The 15,410-nt window shown below is 73.3% G+C and carries 11 protein-coding genes; 5 read left to right on the top strand and 6 right to left on the bottom strand.

All coding sequences use genetic code 11. The annotated features are described in order from the left end of the window. Window positions 1-29: 29 nt before the first annotated feature. The gene (locus AB0B50_RS22035; RefSeq protein WP_362334315.1) at window positions 30-821 is read right to left on the bottom strand and encodes a Tat pathway signal sequence domain protein; all 792 of its coding nucleotides are present in this window, start codon (window positions 819-821) and stop codon (window positions 30-32) included. Window positions 822-979: 158 nt separating this feature from the next. Between AB0B50_RS22035 and glgX the strand changes: the two genes are divergently transcribed. Further along, entirely contained in the window at window positions 980-3,085 is a 2,106-nt protein-coding gene (gene glgX / locus AB0B50_RS22040) for a glycogen debranching protein GlgX (protein WP_362334318.1), read from the top strand. On the opposite strand, the gene AB0B50_RS22045 is transcribed toward glgX, so the two are convergent. Continuing rightward, complete coding sequence (locus AB0B50_RS22045) at window positions 3,060-4,397, bottom strand: MFS transporter (protein WP_362334321.1); 1,338 nt, start codon at window positions 4,395-4,397, stop codon at window positions 3,060-3,062. The genes glgX and AB0B50_RS22045 overlap by 26 nt on opposite strands. 90 nt (window positions 4,398-4,487) lie before the next feature. On the opposite strand from AB0B50_RS22045, the gene treY reads away from it, so the two are divergent. Continuing rightward, window positions 4,488-6,938, top strand: a complete 2,451-nt coding sequence (gene treY / locus AB0B50_RS22050) for a malto-oligosyltrehalose synthase (protein WP_362334882.1) — start codon at window positions 4,488-4,490, stop codon at window positions 6,936-6,938. A gap of 23 nt (window positions 6,939-6,961) precedes the next feature. Here the strand turns inward: treY and AB0B50_RS22055 are convergent, their stop codons facing one another. Beyond that, window positions 6,962-8,245, bottom strand: coding sequence for a cytochrome P450 (locus AB0B50_RS22055; RefSeq protein ID WP_362334324.1), 1,284 nt, complete (start codon window positions 8,243-8,245; stop codon window positions 6,962-6,964). Window positions 8,246-8,499: 254 nt separating this feature from the next. Between AB0B50_RS22055 and AB0B50_RS22060 the strand changes: the two genes are divergently transcribed. Then, entirely contained in the window at window positions 8,500-9,795 is a 1,296-nt protein-coding gene (locus AB0B50_RS22060) for a M14 family zinc carboxypeptidase (RefSeq protein WP_362334326.1), read from the top strand. Between the two features lie 19 nt (window positions 9,796-9,814). On the opposite strand, the gene AB0B50_RS22065 is transcribed toward AB0B50_RS22060, so the two are convergent. Next, window positions 9,815-10,240, bottom strand: coding sequence for an SSI family serine proteinase inhibitor (locus AB0B50_RS22065; RefSeq protein WP_362334329.1), 426 nt, complete (start codon window positions 10,238-10,240; stop codon window positions 9,815-9,817). A 110-nt stretch (window positions 10,241-10,350) separates the two neighbouring features. Further along, window positions 10,351-10,902: a DUF1707 and FHA domain-containing protein gene (locus tag AB0B50_RS22070; protein WP_362334332.1), complete on the bottom strand. Its 552-nt coding sequence runs from the start codon at window positions 10,900-10,902 to the stop codon at window positions 10,351-10,353. A 144-nt stretch (window positions 10,903-11,046) separates the two neighbouring features. Between AB0B50_RS22070 and treZ the strand changes: the two genes are divergently transcribed. Both treZ and AB0B50_RS22080 read left to right on the top strand, forming a co-directional pair. Continuing rightward, window positions 11,047-12,792 (top strand): malto-oligosyltrehalose trehalohydrolase, encoded by a 1,746-nt coding sequence (treZ, locus tag AB0B50_RS22075; protein WP_362334335.1) that lies wholly within the window; start codon window positions 11,047-11,049, stop codon window positions 12,790-12,792. 74 nt (window positions 12,793-12,866) lie between these two features. Next, a complete protein-coding gene (locus tag AB0B50_RS22080; RefSeq protein WP_362334338.1) occupies window positions 12,867-13,880 on the top strand; it encodes an aldo/keto reductase in 1,014 nt (337 codons plus the stop codon). Window positions 13,881-13,916: 36 nt separating this feature from the next. Here the strand turns inward: AB0B50_RS22080 and AB0B50_RS22085 are convergent, their stop codons facing one another. Next, window positions 13,917-15,041 carry an aminopeptidase P family protein gene (locus tag AB0B50_RS22085; protein WP_362334341.1) on the bottom strand — a complete coding sequence of 375 codons (1,125 nt, stop codon included), beginning with the start codon at window positions 15,039-15,041 and terminating at the stop codon, window positions 13,917-13,919. Window positions 15,042-15,410: the final 369 nt, after the last annotated feature.

Raw genomic sequence — 15,410 nt, forward strand, 5'->3', positions numbered from 1 at the left:
TGTGTGGTGTCGAGCGCGGAAGGCTGGAATCAGCCGAGGCGGCCCACGGTGCGGGTGCTCAGGTCGACGACGAGGGACCGCGTGTCGATCCACGGTCCGCTCTTGACCTTGGTGACGACCTGGAGGCACCGGTGCTTGCCGCACTCGGTGAGGCTGGACGGCACGCGCTCGACGGTCTCCTTGCGGAAGACCATCCCGCTCAGCTGCAGCTGGTCCGGGTTGGTCAGCGCCTTGCCCGTGGCGTGCTTGAAGTCCTTCTTCAGGCCCTTGCCGAGCTGGTCGGCGATCAGCAGCCTGGCGCCCTCGGCGAGCTCTTCCTGGCTGGGCGGCGGCTGGACGTTCTGCGCGGTGGCGGTGTCGTCCACCTTGCCGGTCTCCAGATTGACCGTCTTGGTGATGACGGCGTCCTTCTTGTAGTCGTAGTACACGACTTCGGCCCTGCGCGGGGCCGCGGCGCCGCTGTCGCTCGGCTCCGGCTCACTGAGGTTCGTGGACAGCAGCTGCGGGCCGCGGTCCCCCTCGACGTCGCGGGCGCTGGAACGCATCTGGCCCGAAACCGACGCCTTCTCGGCGCGCTCGATCTCCTCGTCGGTCAGCGGGTCGCTGCCGATCCCCTTCTCGCCCTCCTCGGGCGCGGCCTCCACGACGCCGTCCTTGGCGACGGCGTCCTGCTTCGCCGCTGCCGCGTTGGCCTGGCGGTCCCCCGAGCCGCCTGCCTCCGATCCCGGCAGATTGACGCCCACCAGCACGGCGGTCGCGGCCGCCACGCACGCCACGCCCGCCACCACCTTTCCGAGGTGGCGTCTGACTATCTGTCGCACTTACTCCCCCTACTCCCCTGGCGCCCCATTCGTGGGCATACCGAGTATGTGGTCAGACGGTTAGACGGGTTCAACTCCTGGGTGGTTGCCCCACTTTCGGGGAGACTCTGGCCAAAGTGGCCCCAACCCGAGGGGGCGTTAGTGGAAGAGTCGTATTCATGCAGGTCTGGCCTGGACAGGCGTACCCCTTAGGTGCCACGTACGACGGAGCCGGCACGAATTTCGCGGTCTTCTCCGAGGCCGCAGAGCGCGTGGAGCTGTGCCTGCTCCACGACGACGGTTCGGAGGTGGCCGTCGAGCTGCGCGAGTCCGACGCCTTCGTGCGGCACGCGTATCTGCCCGGCATCATGCCCGGACAGCGCTACGGCTTCCGGGCGCACGGCCCCTACGACCCCTCGCAGGGGCACCGCTGCAACTCCGCGAAGCTGCTGCTCGATCCGTACGCGCGCGCGGTCAGCGGGCGCGTCGACTGGGGCGAGGAGGTGTACGGCTACCACTTCGACGAGCCCGGCGAGCGCAACGACCTGGACTCGGCGCCGCACATGATGACGTCGGTGGTGGTCAATCCGTACTTCGACTGGGGCGACGACCGGCCGCCCCGCACGCCGTACCACGAGACGGTGATCTACGAGGCCCATGTGAAGGGCCTGACGATGCTGCACCCGGATCTTCCGGACGATCTGCGCGGATCGTACGCGGCGCTCGCGCACCCCGCGGTCATCGAGCACCTCTCCGAACTGGGCGTCACCGCCCTGGAGTTGATGCCGGTCCACCAGTTCGTGAACGACCACCGCCTGGTGGACATGGGCCTGAACAACTACTGGGGCTACAACACCATCGGCTTCTTCGCCCCCCACAACGCGTACGCCTCCTGGGGCGACCGGGGCGAGCAGGTCCTGGAGTTCAAGCAGGCCGTGAAGGCGCTGCACGAGGCCGGCATCGAGGTGATCCTCGACGTCGTCTACAACCACACGGCCGAGGGCAACCACCTGGGCCCGACGCTCTCCTACAAGGGCCTGGACAACGCCTCGTACTACCGCCTCATGGACGACCCCCGCTACTACATGGACACCACGGGGACGGGCAATTCGCTCCTGATGCGCTCGCCGCACGTCCTACAGATGATCATGGATTCGCTGCGGCACTGGGTCACGGACATGCACGTGGACGGGTTCCGCTTCGACCTCGCGGCCACCCTCGCGCGCCAGTTCCACGAGGTGGACCGGCTCTCGTCCTTCTTCGACCTCGTGCAGCAGGACCCGGTGGTCAGCCAGGTGAAGCTGATCGCCGAGCCCTGGGACGTCGGCGAGGGCGGCTATCAGGTGGGCAACTTCCCGCCCCTGTGGACCGAGTGGAACGGCATGTACCGCGACACGGTGCGCGACCTGTGGCGCGGCGAGCCACGCACGCTGGCGGAGTTCGCGTCCCGGCTCACCGGCTCCTCCGACCTCTACCAGGACGACGGGCGGCGCCCCCTGGCGTCGATCAACTTCACCACCTGCCACGACGGTTTCACCCTGCACGACCTCGTCGCGTACAACGACAAGCACAACGAAGCCAACGGCGAGGACAACCAGGACGGCGAGAGCCACAACCGCTCCTGGAACTGCGGCGTCGAGGGCGAGAGCGACGACCCGGACGTGCTGGCCCTGCGCGAGCGCCAGATGCGGAACTTCATCGCCACCCTGATGCTCTCCCAGGGCGTGCCGATGCTCAGCCACGGCGACGAGTTCGCACGGACGCAGGGCGGCAACAACAACGTGTACTGCCAGGACAACGAACTGGCGTGGGTGCACTGGCCGGACGGCGAGAGCGCGCAACTGGCCTTCACGCGCGCGATGGCGATGCTGCGGCGCGACCACCCGGTCTTCCGCAGGCGCCGGTTCTTCCACGGCCGCCCGGTCCAGGGCACGCACGACGAACTGTCCGACATCGCCTGGTTCACCCCGGAGGGCGAGGAGATGCGGGAGGACGACTGGAGCGCCTCGCACGCGCGGGCGCTGAGCGTCTTCCTGAACGGCAACGCCATCTCGGAGCCGGGGCAGCGCGGCGAGCGCATCAGCGACGACTCGTTCCTGCTGATGTTCAACGCCTCGCCGGAGCCCCTGGAGTTCGTGGTGCCGGTCAACCACGGCCGGCAGTGGGAGCTCGTGGTCGACACGGCGCACGAGGACGGGGTGCCGCCGGATCCGGCGAAGGTGCGGGCGGGCGACCGGCTCACGCTGGCCGACCGGAGTCTCACGGTGCTGCAGCGTCCGGCGTGACGGCGGCGTCCTGCTTGACGGTGGTGCGGGGCGACTTGGTGGAGGCTCCGGCGCGGGGCGACTGGGTGGTGGCCTCGGCATGGGGCTGCTGCTCGCGCGGCGGCTCCTGGGGTCGCTCGTGGCGGGCGATCAGGGCGATCACGAACGCGACGGCGGCCGCCGCGCTGCCGAGCGCGAACGCCGCCCCCGCGCCGTGCGACTCCGCGAGGCGCCCCGCCCCCGCGAGCGTCACCGCCTGGCCGCCCACGAAGGCGCTCGACGCGAACGTCATGCCCTCGGCGAGCCGCCGCGGCGGCACGGCCCGCTCGGTCAGCGCGAAGCCCGTGATGAGGTTCGGGGCGAAGATCGCACCGAAGAGGGTGACCATCACGTAGAGGCCCGTCAGGCTGTCCGTCCACACCAGGGGCAGCGCGAGGAGCGCCGCGGCCGCCGTCGCCACCCGCCAGCGCGCGAGCAGTCCGAAGCGCTCGGGCAGTGCGGCCATGGAGAGACCGGTGACGGCACTCATGACGCCCATCGCGGCATAGACGAGCCCGGCCTGCCCCGGCTGCCCCAGCTCCTGGGTCAGCGCGGTGATCCCCGCCCCGCACGCGCCGAGCAGCACGCCCAGGAAGAGCAGGCCCACGCGCACCACGTACACCGAGCGCGGCAGCCGCGGGCGCCGCCCACGCGCGCGTGCCTCGCTCCGGGGCGCCGTACCGGTGGCGCGCGCCGTGGGGTGCAGCGCGAAGCCTGTCCCGCAGAGGGCGACCAGGAGCGCGGCCGCCCAGAAGGCGTACGCCGGGTGGCCCGCCACGGACGCGAGTCCCACCAGGGCGGGGCCGAGCACGAAGGACAGCTCGTCCATGGTGCTCTCCAGGGACAGCACGGTGCCCGCGAGCCGGTCGTCGCCGCCCTTGGCGCGGACCAGCGGGACGACGCGGGCCCTGGCGAGCGGGCCGATCCCCGGGATGGTGGCGCCCGCGAGCACCCCCAGGGCGGCGAGGGCGGGCGTGGGCAGGCCGACGACCGCGCCGAGGGTGTACACGGCGATGGCCAGGGCGTTGACGAGCGAGAAGGCGAGCACCACGGGGCGCTGGCCGTGCCGGTCCGCGAGGCGTCCGACGAAGGGGCCGAGCGTCACCTGGCCGAGCGCGAGCGCGCAGGCGACGATCCCGCCGGTGGCCAGCGAGCCGCTGGTCTCGGTCACCAGGAGCACGCTGCCGAACTGGATCATGGCCACGGGGAGCCTGCCGAAGAAGGAGATGACGGGCAGCGGAGCCCCGGTCATCCGGAGCACTGTGCGGTACGCGTCCCATGTGTTCTCGGCCATCGTTCGAAGCTAGCGACGCCTTGGCGCGGACACGCATGAGTCGATGGCACGAAAGCCGCCCAGGCGGGTACGTACGTTCGCATGACGCGCATGACGCCGGAGCGCTCCGGGCCCGCGGTGCCGGCCCCGCCCACCGCCACCTACCGGCTGCAGCTGCAGCCGGACTTCACCTTCGCGGCCGCCGAGGCGGCCGTTCCCCATCTCGCCTCGCTCGGTGTCTCGCACCTGCACCTGTCGCCGGTGCTCGAGGCCGTCCCGGGCTCGACGCACGGGTACGACGTCGTGGACCACGCGCGCGTGCGGGACGAACTGGGCGGCGAGGACGGCCTGCGGTCGCTGTCCCGCGTGGCCCGGCAGTCCGGGCTCGGCCTGGTCGTGGACATCGTGCCGAACCACATGGCGGCGGTGCCGCGCCACAACCACGCCCTGTGGGAGATGCTGCGCGAGGGCCCCCGATCGCCGTACGCGCGCTGGTTCGACGTCGACTGGGAGGCGGGCGGCGGACGCGTCCTGCTGCCCTTCCTCGGCGGCAGGGTCGGCGACGAGCTGGGGCGGCTGCGGGTCGACGGGCAGGTCCTGCGCTACCACGAGCACGCCTTCCCGATCCGAGAGGGCACCGAGGAGCTGCCGCTGCCGGAACTCCTCGACGCGCAGTGGTACCGCCTGTCCTGGTGGCGGCTCGCCCGCACGGAGCTCAACTACCGCCGGTTTTTCACCATTTCGGACCTCATGGCGGTGCGCGTCGAGGACCCCGAGGTGTTCGAGGCCACCCACGGGAAGATCCTGCAGCTGCTGCGCGAGGGCGTCGTCGAGGGGCTGCGCGTCGACCACCCCGACGGCCTCGCGGACCCGGGGGCATACCTCCAGCGGCTGCACGAGGCGACCGGCGGCCGCTGGACGGTCGTCGAGAAGATCCTCGCCGACGGCGAACACCTGCCCGCGGCCTGGCCGGTGGCGGGCACCACCGGATACGACGCCCTGCGCCACGTCGACGGAGTCTTCACCGACCCCGCGGGCGCCGGTGAACTCCTCGGCCAGTACCGGCGGTTCGCCGCGCCCCCCACCGACCGGGGCGGCGACTGGGGCGCGACGGTGCGCCGCGCCGCGTACAAGGTCGTCACGCACGAACTGGCCGCCGAGGTCGACCGCCTCGCGCGCGTGGCGACGGCGATCTGCGCGGCGGATCCCGCCCTGCGCGACCACGCGCCGTGGGCGCTGCGCACCGCGCTGCGGGAACTGCTCGTGCGGGTGCCCGTCTACCGGCCGTACGTGTCCGGGGGCGCCGCTCCGGAGACGGTGCTCACCGTCCGCGCCGCCGAGGAGGCACGGGCGTCCTTCGGCGTGCCCGAGGAGGCCCAGGCGGTCGATGTCGTAAGGGACTTGGCGCTGGGGCGGAACGGCGAGGGCTCGGCGGCGGTGTCGACCGCGGTCTCGGCCACGGTCTCAGCCGCGGTCGAGGAGTTCCGCGCGCGGTTCGCGCAGACGGCGTCCGCGCTGCACGCCAAGGCCGTCGAGGACACCGCGTTCTACCGGCACGCGCCGCTCCTCTCGGCGGCGGAGGTGGGCGGGGCGCCCGAGCGTCCCGCGGTGCCCGTGGAGGAGTTCCACGCGTACTGCGCGCGCGTGCAGCGCGACTGGCCCTACTCGGGCACGGTCTTGACGACCCACGACACCAAGCGCAGCGCCGATGTGCGGGCGGGTATCTCCGTCCTGACGCAGTGCCCCGGCCGGTGGGCGGACCTGCTCGTCGAGCTGACCGAGCAGACCGCACGCGTGGGCGGCACCTGCGCGCCCGACCCCCAACTGGCGTGGGCCGCCTGGCAGACGGCGGTCGGCTTCGGCTTCCCCTACGACGCGCGGCTGCAGAACGCCCTCCTGAAGCACGTGCGCGAGGCGGGCCTGCACACCAGCTGGACCGAGCCCAACGAGGCGTACGAGAAGGCGGTGGAGGCGTTCGTGGACGCGGGGCCGTGCGGGCCGCCGCTGTACGCGGTGGCGGCCTTCGCGCGCGAGCTGGGCCCCCATGTGCGGGCGAACGTCCTCGGGGCGGCGCTCCTGCATCTGACGATGCCCGGGGTGCCGGACATCTACCAGGGCACGGAGGGCGAGTACCGCGCCCTGGTCGACCCGGACAACCGACGGCCCGCGCGCTTCCAGCCGCACGTCCTGGAGCGGCTCGACACACAGCGGGAGCGCTGGGACCTCTCGGAGGAGAAGCTGGCGCTCACCGCGGCGGCGCTGCGGCTGCGGGGGCGGCGTCCGGAGCTGTTCGGCGGCGCCGCGACGTACGAGCCGCTGGACGTCGAGGGTCCCGGCGCCGCGCACTGTGTCGCGTTCACGCGCTCCGGAGACGTCGTGGTGGCGGTGACGCGGCTGTCCCTGCGCCTGGCCGACGCGGGTGGCTGGCGCGAGACGGAGCTCGTGCTCCCGGAGGGACGGTGGACCGATCTGCTCTCTCCGGAGCGGGAGTTCGGCGGGCACACGCGCGTGGAGGAGCTTTTCGCCGAGTCGCCGGTGGCCCTCCTGGAGCGGGTCTCATAGGGCCGCACTCTCAGGAGACCGGCTCACCCGGGACGTACGAGAAGCGTCCGCGGGCCGCGGGTCAGCAGCCCCTGCCCCTTCGGCCTGAAGCCCGGTGCCCAGCGCAGTCCCGGCAGGGCGTCGAGCAGGGCACGGACCCCGTACTCGGCGACGCCTGCCGCGAGTTCGGCGCCGAGGCAGGCGTGGCGGCCCGCGCCGAACGCGAGATGGCCCCGGTCCGCGCGAAAGACGTCGTAGCGGTCGGGGTCGGCGAACCGCGCGGGGTCGCGGCCCGCGGAGCCGACCAGGCACGCCACCCTCGCGCCCGCGGGCAGCGGGACGCCCGCCACGGCGACCGGTCGGAGCGCGCGGCGCAGCACCACGGGAGCGGGCGGGTCGCGGCGCAGGGACTCCGCCCAGGCCGCGGGGATCAGCTCGGGCCGCTCGCGGACCAGGGCCAACTGGCGCGGGTGGTCGAGGAGGTTGGCGAGGAACGAGGCGAGCGCGAGCGCGGTGGTCTCGCCGCCCCCGCCGAGCAGCGAGCCCACGAGGCCGGTCACGGCCTCGTCGGAAAGGGGCCGCCCCGCGACCTCGGCGGTGCACAGCACGGAGAGCAGGTCGTCGCCGGGGTGGGCCCGCCGCCGCGCCATGTGGGGGCGCAGACAGGCATCCAGTTCGCGGTGGTGACCGCCGAGATGGGTGAGGCCTTCGCGGCACCAGGCGTGGACGCGGGCGGCGTCCTCGCAGGGCAGGCCGAGGGCGGCGACGGCCGCGGCGGCGGGCAGCCACTGGCAGAACTCCGCGACGAGATCGGCCTCGTGGCGGACGGCGACGCGGCGGGCCAGGACGTAGGCGGTGCGGGAGATCCCCGCGGCCAGGGCGGCGACGGCGCGGCCGCGCAGCGCGGGCTCGACCAGGGCGCGGTGCGCGCGGTGCGTGGCGCCCTCCATGTGTGCGAGGGTCCTGCCCGGCGGCGGCGCGACGAGCCGGGGCCGCGCGAGGACGCCGCGCACGTCGCTGTACCGGCTGACCAGCCATGCCCCGAAGGCCTCGTCGCGCACCAGCGGGAAGTCCTCGCGGAGCAGTCGGTACAGCGGGTACGGGTCCAGGGCGACGCCGGGTGAGAGGAGGCTGGGCGCGGGCAGCCTGCGCCGCCGCCCGGTTCCCGCGTCGGGCCTGCCGGACGCCGCGAGGGCACCGCCGCGGACAAGGCCGTCCCGCGAGGCGGACGGGGCCTTTGCGGGGGCGGCGCGACGCGGGGCTTCGTGGTGGAGGACTTCGCGACGCGGGGCTTCCCGCGCACCGGGGGAGCCATCGCGCGTGCGCACGCCGGGCGGCACGTCCCGGGGCAGGGAATGCCGCGGCGGAGCCGTGGATGTCGGACCGTCCGGCGGGACGGGAATGCAGCGCACCGCGGGGCTCCCACCTGTGCGTCGGCGCGGCGAGGAGCCGCGCGGGTGTGTTCAAGACGACCACCGCGGGGGCCGCGCCGCAGGTTCCGTACGCCCGTACGGGTGACGCACGTCGGGGTGCCGCCCCCGTGCGCGACCTTGACACCTCCCCCGGGGCGTGGCGTACTGCGATGGCCTCAGTGACGGACCAGGCGGGGGTGAGCCAACTGGCGGTGCAGCGCTATCCCAGTGTGCCCGAACTCATCACCTCTGCACGGCAGTTGGCAGCTCACCGACCCGACCTGGGCACTCTGCGCCAGGTGGGCGTCTCGCGCGCGGGCCGACCGCTGCACCTGCTGTCCGTGGGCAGGGCACGGCGCGCCGTCCTGGTCGTCGCGGGCGCGCACGCCAACGAACCGACCGGCGGCTCGACGCTCCTGCACCTCGCCGAGCGGACCCTGCGCGACCGGCGCCTGCGCTCCGACACCTCCTGGCACTTCCTGCTCTGCGCGGACCCGGACGGCGCGAGCCTGCACCGCACGCCCGCGCCCCGCACGCTCCTGGACTACCACCGGAACTTCTTCCGCCCCGCGGCCCCGGAGCAGCCGGAGTGGTCGCCCTCCGTGCTGCCGCCCGACCGGCTGCCGCCCGAGACCCGCGCCCTGACCGGCGTCATCGACGAACTGCGGCCCTACTTGCAGGTGTCCCTGCACGGCACCGACCTGGGCGGCAGCTGGGTGCAGCTGACGAAGGACATCCCCGGTCTGGCTGAGCCGTTCGCCAAGTCTGCGGCCGAACTGCACATCCCGGTGGAGACGGGGGCGTCCGACGCCGCGGGCTGGCCGGTGTCGGGGCCAGGGATCCATGTGCTGCCGGGGCCGGACACGGACGCGGCCTATCCGAGCCTGCCCGAGGACGCCCGGCTCACCACCTGGCACCACGCCCACCGCTACGGCGGCCGTACCGCGATCGTCGAGGTGCCGATGTGGGCGAGCGACCTGGTCGACGACCCCGCGGCGCATCCGGCGCCGGTGCGGGCGATGCGGACGTTCGCGCGGCGGCTCAGACGGGACACGCGGCTCGTCGAGGAGATCCTGGACGAGGCCCTGCCGCGGCTGCCCGGCGTGGACGGTCCGCTGCTGCGGGCGGGGCGCTGGGCGCTCTCCCTGGTGCCGGGCCTCGCCGACGACTGGGGGCGGCTGCCGCCCGCGGGCACCAGCATGGCGTACATCGGGAGCGTCGACGCCTTCGGCAGACGGCTGCCGCTGCGGGCGGCCGCGATGCTGCTGCGGGTCCTGGACGAGGCGGGAGACCGGGCGGCGCCGCGTCTCGAACAGCTGGTGACGCAGTGGAGCGAGGCGTTCGCGGAGCGGTTCAGGGCCCGTTGGGTGCCCCTTGAGCACCAGGTGGAGCACCAGTCGCGCACGACGGTCGCCGCCGCGCGCCACGCGCGCGTGCAGTCCGACCTGGATCGCACGCGCGCGTGAGGAGGACTTGCCGCGGCGCTTACGACAGCTTGAAGACCGAGCCCGTGTGGGCGCCCATCACGCACGCGTTGGGGAAGTTCTTCACGTACGCGACGCGGCGGCCGTTCCACATGCCGTACGCGGCGGCCGTCACCGGCTTGTAGATCATGGTGCAGGGCGTGTCCCGGTGCGGGATCTTGTTGATGTCGCCGCCCGCGCGGGCGAGTTGACGACAGGCCTTGGCTGCCTCGGGGTGGCTGCCGCCGCGACCGCCCTTGCCGCAGCGCAGCATCGTGCCGTCCACGTCACCGAAGGCGTCCTCGCCCTGCATGACAGCCACGTACAGCCAGTTGCCGGGGAACTCCTGCTCGGCGGAGGCCTGTGCCGTCGCCGTGGTCGCGCCCCCGGCGAGCAGGGTTCCCGCGGCCGCCGCCGCGAGCAGAGCGTTCCGTACCGTCCTGGCCATGACCGTCACCGTGTTCCTTGAGCTCGGGGTGCGCGCGGGCGGTTCACCCACGCCCCTGCATCCATCGACACAGTGGGGCCCCTTGCCCACCCGGACTCACTCGAACGGGATCAGCTCACGGCGAGTCTGAAGGCCATCCGGCCGAAGCTCACCAGATCGCCGTCCTGGACGAGGGCGGCGCCGATCACCCTGCGGCCGTTCACGGACGTGCCGTTGGTCGAGCCGAGGTCGCGCAGCACCCACATGCCGCCCTGGCGGCTCAGCTCGGCGTGCACCCGGGAGACCGTGTCGTGGCTGAGCCGCAGGCCGTTGGCCGGGTCGCGGCCGATCCGCAGCGGGTACGGATTGTCCGGCGCCGGCAGGAGCAGCTTGGGGAGGCGCTCGGCCTGCCAGGCCCTGCGCAGCTTCATCGTGAACCCGGAGACCGCGCCGACGCTGCCGAGCACCATCCGCGTCCAGCGTCCCTCGGAGCGCAGATCGGCGGTGAGGGCGGCCAGTTCGTCGGGCCTGCGGGCGGCGAGCACGAGCTCCATGCGGCGCAGGAACGTGTCGTGCGAGAGCCTGCCGACGGCCGCACCCTCCTTGAGTGCGTCCAGCGCGCGGTCGCGCTCGGCGTCCGTGACCCGAGCGGGGTGCGTGGAGAACTCGAAAGAGGATGTCACCAGGAGATTGTCGGGCAAGCGCGCCCCGGGTGTCCAGAAACGGCCGGAGCAGGGCCGATCGATCTCTTCGCCCCACGGAACGGCCGTTTCTGACGCACCATGGGACGCACGGTGTGACGGACTGCGGACAAGGGGGAACTGTCGGTGAAGTTCGAGGTGTGGGCGCCGGAGGCGGAGCGGGTCACGCTGGAGTGTGCGGGCGCCACGCGCGCGTTGGAGCGCGACGGCGACCGCGCGGGGTGGTGGACCGCGGAGGCGGACGCCGAGGACGGCGCGCGCTACGGCTTCTCGCTGGACGGCGGCCCCGTCCTGCCCGACCCGCGCTCGCGGCGCCAGCCGGACGGGCCCGACGGGCTCAGCGCCGTCGTCGACCACGACCGGTACGCGTGGCGCACGCCCTGGGCGGGGCGCGGCGTGCGGGACGCGGTCCTGTACGAGCTGCATGTGGGGACGTACACACGCGAAGGCACGCTCGACGCGGCGGCCGACCGGCTCGGGCACCTCGCGGAGCTCGGCGTCACGCATGTGGAGCTGATGCCGCTGTGCCCCTTCCCCGGGCGGTACGGCTGGGGGTACGAGGGGGTGTCGCTGTGGGCGGTCCACGAGCCGTACGGCGGCCCCGAGGCCCTGAAGCGCTTTGTCGACGCGGCGCACGCGCTCGGGCTCGGTGTCGTCCTGGACGTGGTCCACAACCACCTCGGCCCGTCCGGCAACCACCTGCCGTCGTTCGGGCCCTACTTCACGGAGACGCACCAGACGCCCTGGGGCGCCGCGGTCAACCTGGACGCGCCCGGCTCGGACGAGGTGCGCGCGTATCTGATCGGCAGCGCCCTGGCCTGGCTGCGCGACTACCGGATCGACGGCCTGCGCCTTGACGCGGTGCACGCGCTGCGGGACACGCGCGCGTGCCACTTCCTGGAGGAACTCTCCGCCGCCGTGGACTCCTTGGCCGCCGAGCTCGGCAGACCGCTGTCCCTGATCGCCGAGTCGGACCTCGGGGACCCGAGGGTCGTCACCCCGCGCGCGGGCGGCGGCCTCGGCATGCAGGCACAGTGGAACGACGACTTCCACCACGCGCTGCACACCGCGCTCACCGGTGAGTCGCAGGGCTATTACGAGGACTTCGCGCGGGCCCCGCTTGCCGCGCTCGGCAAGACGTTGACGCGCGGCTTCTTCCACGACGGGACGTACTCGTCCTTCCGCGGCCGTGCCCACGGCCGCCCCGTGGACCGCGCGCGGACGCCCGCCTACCGCTTCCTCGGCTATGCGCAGACCCACGACCAGGTCGGCAACCGCGCGCAGGGGGACCGCCTTTCGGCCTCCCTCTCCCCCGGGCTGCTGGCCTGCGCGGCCGCACTCACCCTGACGAGCCCCTTCACGCCGATGCTGTTCATGGGCGAGGAGTGGGGCGCCTCCACGCCCTGGCAGTTCTTCACCGACCACACCGACCCCGAGCTCGCCGAGGCCGTGCGCCGGGGCAGGCGGCGGGAGTTCGCGGCGCACGGCTGGGCCGAGGAGGACATACCCGATCCCCAGGACCACGGGACCCGTGAGCGGTCCTGCCTCGACTGGGCCGAGGCGGCGGACGGCCACCACGCGCGGCTGCTCGCCTGGCACCGCGAGCTGATCGCCCTGCGGCGCGCCCGCGGCGACCTCACCGACCCCGACCTGGCCGCGGTCCGGGTCGCCTACGACGAAGGGGCCCGCTGGTTCGCGGTGCGGCGCGGGGACGTGCGGGTCGCCGTGAACCTCGGCAAGGAGCCCGTCGCCATCCCGCTGGGCGCTCGCCGCGTGCGAGTGCTCGCCGCGTGGGATCCGGTCGAGCCGCCCGGCGCCGACGGGGTGCTGCGGCTGCCTGCCGAGTCGTGCGCGGTACTCGCCTCGGCCTAGCACCGCGGTGCGCACGAACCCCTGAATCGCGTACGGAGCCCCTATCTTGAGGGTCGACCAAGGGGAGGCGGATCATGAAACAGCGTTTTCTCGGCCGGACCGGACTGCGCGTCAGCGAGCTGTGCTTCGGCGCGATGATGTGCGGCAGCGGGGCCGACGAGGCGACGTCGCACCGCATGCTGGACGCGTTCACGGAGGCGGGCGGCACCTTCATCGACACGGCCGACATGTACGGGCGCGGTGTGTCCGAGGAGATCCTCGGCCGCTGGCTCAAGGGCCGCCGCAGGGACGAACTCGTCATCGCCACCAAGGTGTTCGCGACCATGGGCGAGGCGCCGAACGCGGGCGGTCTGAGCCGCAAGCACATCGTGTCGGCGGTCGAGGCGAGCCTGCGGCGCCTCGGCACCGACCACATCGACCTCTACCAGACGCACGTATGGGACGCGACGACGCCGATCGAGGAGACCCTGTCCACGCTGGACACCCTCGTGAAGGCCGGCAAGATGCGCTACCTGGGGGCGAGCAACCACTCCCCGGGCCAGCTGCAGAAGGCCCTCGACGTGGCGCGGGCGCGAGGCTGGGAGCCGTACTCCTGTCTGCAGCCGATCTACAACCTCCTGGCCCGTCAGGCCGAGTGGGAGCTGGTGCCCCTCAGCGCGGCGGAGGGCGTCGGCGTCATTCCCTACAGCCCGCTGCAGGGCGGCTGGCTCTCGGGGAAGTTCCGGCGCGGCATGGCCGCGCCGCCCGAAGGCGCGCGCGGCTCGGGGGCCTGGAACGACCGGAACACCGAGGAGACCTGGCAGGTCGTCGACGCGGTCCTGGAGGTCGCCGAGGAGGCCGGGCGCACCGCTTCCCAGGTGGCGCTGCGCTGGCTCCTCCAGCGGCCCGGGGTGACCGCGCCCATCGTCGGGGCGCGGTCGGTGGAGCAGCTGACGGACAATCTCGGCTGCGTGGACTGGGAGTTGACGCCCGAGCAGGTGCAGCGTCTCACGTCGGCGAGCGAGCGGCCGCTGCCGCCTCCGTACGACGTCCTTGCGTACTACCCGGGCCGCGAACCGCGGACGGGGCCCCGCACGGACTTCGGCTGACGCCCGCCTTCGGCCGAAGTCCGGTGAAGCCGGGCCTCAGTTGACGATGGCCATCTCGCGGGCGGTGGTGTTCAGCCGCCGCCCGCCGTCCTCGGTGACGGTCACGATGTCCTCGATACGTACGCCGAAGCGGCCCGGCAGATAGATGCCGGGCTCCACGGAGAAGCACATGCCCGGCACGAGCGGCTGCTCCTCGCCCTCGATCATGTAGGGCGGTTCGTGGGTGGTGACGCCGATGCCGTGTCCTGTGCGGTGGATGAAGTACTCGCCGTACCCGAACTCGGTGATCACCGCGCGCGCCGCGCGGTCGACGTCCTGGCATGCCGCGCCGGGCCGCACCGCCGCGCAGCCCGCCGCCTGGGCCTCGCGCACCACGTCGTGCACGCGCCGCTCCTCGGCGGTCGGCTCACCGACGTGGACGGTGCGGGAGGTGTCGGAGCCGTAGCCGTGCAGGAGGCCGCCGAAGTCGAGGACGACCATGTCGCCGTTCTCGATGACGCGGTCGCCCGCCTCGTGGTGGGGGTTGGCGCCGTTGGGGCCCGAGCCGACGACGGTGAAGTCGACCTGCGAGTGCCCGAACTGCCGCAGCAGGTCCGCGAGGTCGGCGGCGACGTCCGTCTCCTTGCGGCCCGCGAAGGGGACCTTCTGGATCTCCTCGTACGCCGCGTCGGCCGCCGCGCCCGCCGCCGTGAGGCGCTCCAGCTCGGCGGCGTCCTTGACGGCGCGGAGCATGGGCAGCGCCTGGGTGAGCGAGACGTAGGAGGTGCCGGGCAGCGCCTGCTGGAAGCCGAGGAGGTGCATCGCCCAGGCGTTGTCGCTCACCCCGAAGCGGCCGGACACGTCGAGGAGCGGCGCGGTGACGGCGTACGGGTCCTTGCCGTCGGTCCAGTCCCGCAGGGTGAGCGCGGACGCACCCGCGGCACGGGCGGCGTCCGGGGCCTCCAGGGTCGGCACGACGAGGACGGGGTCCTGCCCCGCGGCGAGCACGAGGACCGTCAGGCGTTCGGTGATCGCGGTCGGCTGGTATCCGGTGAGCCACACGAGATCGGGCCCCGGGGCGACGAGGACACCGGCGAGCCCCGCATCGGCGGCGCCGGCCGCGGCGCGCTCCATACGGGCCCTGTAGTCATCGGCGGTGAAGGGCGCGGGCGCGCTGCTCATGAGACCTCCTGCTGTCTGTCGCTTCGCCCCTGCCGGGGCGCCGGTGTCGGGCCGTACGTGTCGGGCCGTACGTGTCGGACCACCCATGCCGGGCTGTCCTGCCGGGCGGTCCGGGGCCGGGCGTCCGTGCCTGGACGCCCGTGCTTGAACGCCCGTGCCTGGACGCCCTCGTCCGGGCGTCCGTGTCGGGCCGTCCGTATCCGGGCGTCCGTATCCTGGCGTCCTTGTCCGGGCGTCCCCGTCCGGCGCCTCCCTCGGCATCCTGCCCGCAGCCGTCCGCGGGCGCGAACCCGGGGTCCGGTCGTTCACGTCACGATGCCCGGCCTGACCGAGAGGGACCGGCGGGCGCCCTCCTCGGCGTGGGTCCTG

The organism is Streptomyces sp. NPDC041068, assembly GCF_040647455.1.
In the GTDB taxonomy this organism is placed as follows: domain Bacteria; phylum Actinomycetota; class Actinomycetes; order Streptomycetales; family Streptomycetaceae; genus Streptomyces.